At 72.4% G+C, this 4,829-nt stretch carries 4 protein-coding genes; 2 read left to right on the top strand and 2 right to left on the bottom strand.

The window, feature by feature from the left end; translation table 11 throughout:
* Nucleotides 1-414 precede the first annotated feature (414 nt).
* Complete coding sequence (locus HGA02_RS10700) at nucleotides 415-1,437, top strand: ATP-binding cassette domain-containing protein (protein WP_168678996.1); 1,023 nt, start codon at nucleotides 415-417, stop codon at nucleotides 1,435-1,437.
* Entirely contained in the window at nucleotides 1,437-2,249 is an 813-nt protein-coding gene (locus HGA02_RS10695; RefSeq protein WP_168678995.1) for an ABC transporter permease, read from the top strand. The genes HGA02_RS10700 and HGA02_RS10695 overlap by 1 nt, the downstream gene beginning before the upstream one ends.
* A 64-nt stretch (nucleotides 2,250-2,313) precedes the next feature.
* On the opposite strand, the gene HGA02_RS10690 is transcribed toward HGA02_RS10695, so the two are convergent.
* Together HGA02_RS10690 and pyrG are read right to left on the bottom strand one after the other, a co-directional pair.
* Complete coding sequence (locus tag HGA02_RS10690; protein ID WP_168678994.1) at nucleotides 2,314-2,928, bottom strand: NUDIX domain-containing protein; 615 nt, start codon at nucleotides 2,926-2,928, stop codon at nucleotides 2,314-2,316.
* Nucleotides 2,928-4,598 carry a CTP synthase gene (pyrG, locus tag HGA02_RS10685; RefSeq protein ID WP_168678993.1) on the bottom strand — a complete coding sequence of 557 codons (1,671 nt, stop codon included), beginning with the start codon at nucleotides 4,596-4,598 and terminating at the stop codon, nucleotides 2,928-2,930. The genes HGA02_RS10690 and pyrG overlap by 1 nt, the downstream gene beginning before the upstream one ends.
* Between the last annotated feature and the right edge of the window lie 231 nt (nucleotides 4,599-4,829).

Below are 4,829 nucleotides of genomic sequence, written 5' to 3'. Positions count from 1 at the left end.
CACGAGCGCGCGGGCGCGCGGCCCGCCCGGCGAGACGGAGCGGTCGCCGGCGGCCACGAGCACGGGGCCCAGCACGGAGGCGACGTGGGCGGGCACCGGACCACTCTAGGTCCGGTGCCCTGCGCACCCGCGGACGTCCGTCAGGTCGACCTCGTCGTCGACCCGCTCACCCGTGCAGCAGCATCACCCGGGAGCCGGCCGCGCCGCAGGCGTCACCCAGGCTCCGTTCATCGGTCCGGCGGGCTCCGTCGCTCGCCGTGGTGAGCCGATCGTGGCACGGCGCGCACGTGCGAGGAGGCGGTTCCGGGCACCTGCTGACGTCGGACGCGCCCACCGCCTCCGACGGGCACGGCACGGTCGTGGATCCGGGCGGAACGGGACGAATGTGGGCGGTGGTCCCTACGCTGCTGTGGCATGACCGACGCGATCACCGCCACCGGCCTGGTGAAGCGGTACAAGGACGTCACGGCGCTCGACGGCGTCGACCTCACCGTGCCGACCGGCTCGGTGCTCGGTCTGCTCGGCCCCAACGGGGCGGGCAAGACCACCATCGTCCGCATCCTCGCGACGCTGCTGCAGCCCGACGCGGGCTCGGCGACCGTCGCGGGCGTGGACGTGCGGACCCACCCCCGCGAGGTGCGTCGCCGCATCGGCCTGTCGGGCCAGTACGCCGCGGTCGACGAGTACCTCACGGGCTTCGAGAACCTCGACATGATCGGCCGGCTCTACCACCTGGGTGCGAAGAGGTCCCAGGCGCGCGCTCGTGAGCTCCTGGCCGCGTTCCGGCTGGAGGACGCCGCCGACCGCCCGTCGAAGACATACTCCGGCGGCATGCGGCGACGCCTCGACCTCGCGGGCGCGCTCGTGGCCGACCCGCCGGTGATCTTCCTCGACGAGCCGACGACGGGTCTCGACCCGCGCGGCCGCGCCGACATGTGGGAGGTCATCCAGGACCTCGTCGCGGGCGGCACGACGCTGCTGCTCACGACGCAGTACCTGGAGGAGGCCGACCTGCTGGCCGACGAGATCGTGGTCATCGACCACGGCCGGATCATCGCGCAGGGCACGTCCGACCAGCTCAAGCTGCAGGTCGGCGGCGAGCGCCTCGAGCTCACCGTGCGGGACCCGGCCCGCCTCGACGAGGCACGTCGCCTGCTCGAGCCGCTCGGCGTGGGCGCGGCGACGCTCGACCACGGGCGCCGTTCGCTGCTCATGCCCGTCGACGGCGGTCCGAGCACCCTGACCGAGTCGCTGCGGGTGCTCGGCGACGCGGGCGTCACGCTCGACGACGTGGGCCTGCGGCGCCCGACCCTCGACGACGTGTTCCTCTCGCTCACCGGGAGGACGGCCGAGGACGAGGGCGACGGCCGCCCGACCGACGAGGAGCCGCCCGCCGGTGTCACGACCGGTCTGCGACCGACCTCCGGAGGCGAGTGATGGCCACCCCGATCGTGCTGTCCGACGCCTACGTCGTCGCCAAGCGGAACATCATCAAGATCAAGCGGGTCCCCGACCTGCTCGTCTTCACGACCCTCTCGCCCATCATGTTCGTGCTGCTGTTCGCCTACGTGTTCGGCGGCGCTATCGAGGTCCCCGGCGGCGCCGACCCGAGCGCGTACCGCGAGTTCCTCATGGCGGGGATCTTCGCCCAGACGGTCATCTTCGGCGCCACCATCACGGGCGCGGGCCTCGCGGAGGACATCAAGAAGGGCATCATCGACCGCTTCCGCTCGCTGCCCATGGCGCCGTCCGCCGTCCTCACGGGCCGCACGCTGTCGGACGTCGTCAACAACGTCCTCGTGCTCGTCGTCATGAGCCTCACGGGGCTCCTCGTGGGCTGGGGCATCCACAGCTCGGTCGCGGAGGCGGCCCTCGGGTTCCTGCTGCTGCTGGTGTTCGCCTACGCGATCTCGTGGGTGATGGCGTGGCTCGGCATGCTCGTCCCGAGCGTGGAGGTGTTCAACAACGCGACGTTCATCGTGATCTTCCCGCTGACGTTCGTCGCGAACACCTTCGTGCCTCTGGACACGCTGCCGGCGCCGCTGCAGACGTTCGCCGAGTGGAACCCGGTCTCCGCCGTGACCCAGGCGTCGCGTGAGCTGTTCGGCAACATCCCGCCGCAGGTCCCGGCGCCCGACGCGTGGCCCCTGCAACACGCCGAGCTCTACACGCTCATCTGGGCGGGCATCTTCCTGCTCGTGTTCATCCCGCTCGCCAACCTGCAGTACCGCCGGTCGGCGAGCCGCTGACAGGACGGACTCGGCGCCGCCCCCGAACCGCGAGGTCGGGGACGGCGCCGCGTCGTGCCGTGCGTCAGGCGGGCGACACCTCGGTGAGCGTCGACCAGTCCCGGGCGCGGGCGGCCGCAGCCGCGAGGACCCCGGAGACCGTCGTCGGGCTGTGCAGGCGACCCGCGAGCACCGCGTCCACGGCCTCGTCGAGCGGGACCCACACGGGCACCATCGCGGCCTCCTCGTCGACCCGCTCGTAGCGGTCGGCGTCCGGCACGGGCGACAGGTCCCGCGCGAGGAACACGACGATCCGCTCGTCGGACCCGCCCGGCGAGGAGAAGAACTCCGTGAGCCGCCACCACGAGCCGGCGACGAGGTCGGCCTCCTCGGCGAGCTCGCGCGCCGCGGCGACGACGAGGTCCTCGCCCTCGACGTCGAGCAGACCGGCGGGCGGCTCCCACAGCTCGTGCCGCACGGGGTGCCGGTACTGCTGCAGCAGCAGCACCCGGTCCTCGTCGTCGAGCGCGATGACCGCGACCGCGCCGGGGTGGTCGACGTACTCGCGCAGCACCTGGCTGTCCCCGAGGTCGACGACGTCCCCCGCAAGGTCCCACACCTTGCCGTGGTGGATGACCTCGTGCGAGACGACCGGCCGCGGTGCGTGCCGGTCCTCCACGGGACCCGACGGGCCCGTCATCAGGCCTCGTCGGTGCGCTGCTCGAGGGCCGCACCGACGAGCCCCGCGAACAGCGGGTGCGCGCGCGTCGGTCGCGACTTGAACTCGGGGTGCGCCTGGGTCGCGACGAAGTACGGGTGCGTCTCGCGCGGGAGCTCGACGAACTCGACGAGCGACGTGTCGGGCGAGACGCCCGAGATGACGAACCCGGCATCCTCGAGCTTGTCGCGGTAGGCGTTGTTCACCTCGTAGCGGTGCCGGTGACGCTCGGACACCGTCTCGCTGCCGTACGCCTCCGCGACGACCGAGCCGGGCGTGAGCCGCGCCTCGTAGGCGCCGAGCCGCATCGTGCCGCCCAGGTCGCCGCCGCCGCCGACGATCGCGAGCTGCTCGGCCATCGTCGCGATGACGGGGTGCGCGGGGTTCTCGTCGAACTCGGACGACGACGCGCCCTCGAGCCCCAGCACGTTGCGCGAGTACTCGATGACCATGCACTGCAGGCCGAGGCAGATGCCGAGCGTCGGCACCCGGTTCTCGCGCGCCCAGCGCAGCGCGCCGAGCTTGCCCTCGATGCCGCGCACGCCGAACCCGCCGGGCACGAGCACCGCGTCCACGCCCTCGAGCGCGAGCCGGGCACCCTCGGGGGTCTGGCAGTCGTCCGACCGGACCCACCGGATCACGACGCGCGCGTCGTGGTGGAAGCCACCGGCGCGCAGCGCCTCGGTGACCGACAGGTACGCGTCGGGCAGGTCGATGTACTTGCCGACGAGCGCGACCTCGACCTGGTGCGCGGGCTGGTGCACGCGGTGCAGCAGCTCGTCCCACCCCGACCAGTCGACGTCGCGGAACGGCAGGCCGAGGCGCTGCACGACGTAGGCGTCGAGCCCCTCGGAGTGCAGCACGCGCGGGATGTCGTAGATGCTCGGCGCGTCCTTCGCGGTGACGACGCCCTCGACGTCGACGTCGCAGAACAGCGCGATCTTCCGCTTGGTGCCCTCGGGCACGTCGCGGTCCGCGCGCAGGACGATCGCGTCGGGCTGGATGCCGATGCTGCGCAGCGCGGCCACCGAGTGCTGCGTGGGCTTGGTCTTGAGCTCGCCCGACGGGCCGATGTACGGCAGCAGCGAGACGTGCAGGAAGAAGACGTTGGAGCGGCCGAGGTCGTGGCGCACCTGGCGCGCGGCCTCGAGGAAGGGCAGCGACTCGATGTCGCCGACGGTCCCGCCGATCTCGGTGATGATCACGTCGACGTCGTCGCTCGCCTGCGAGCGCATGCGGGTCTTGATCTCGTCGGTGATGTGCGGGATGACCTGCACGGTGTCGCCGAGGTACTCGCCGCGGCGCTCCTTGGCGATCACCTGCGAGTAGACCTGGCCGGTGGTCACGTTCGCGGAGCCGACGAGGTCGACGTCGAGGAACCGCTCGTAGTGGCCGACGTCGAGGTCCGTCTCGGCGCCGTCCTCGGTCACGAAGACCTCGCCGTGCTGGAACGGGTTCATCGTCCCGGGGTCGACGTTCAGGTACGGGTCGAGCTTCTGCATCGTGACCCGGAGGCCGCGAGAGCGGAGGAGGCGGCCGAGGCTCGATGCCGTCAGGCCCTTGCCGAGGGAGGAGGCGACGCCCCCGGTGACGAAGATGTGCCGGGTCGTGGAGTCCGACCGCCCGGAGAGTCGATGCGCGCGCTCTGTCACGGGCTTCCAATCTACCCGACGCGGCGGTCGGTCTGGTCAGGCGCGCGGGGTGAGTCCCGCCACGCAGGGCGTCTGTCGGTCAGTCGGTCGGGTCGGGCGCGGCGGGGACGGCGGCCTCCGCCGGGACGGGTTCGCGCTCGACGCGTACGACGTCGGTGAGCGTGCGCCGGTCGAGGGCTGCGAGCGCGCCGCCCAGGACGACGAGCGCGACGACGCCGCCACCGGCCGCCG

This window comes from Cellulomonas septica (genome assembly GCF_012396155.1).
GTDB classification, from domain to species: domain Bacteria; phylum Actinomycetota; class Actinomycetes; order Actinomycetales; family Cellulomonadaceae; genus Cellulomonas; species Cellulomonas septica.
This window is presented reverse-complemented; position numbering and strand designations above follow the sequence as displayed.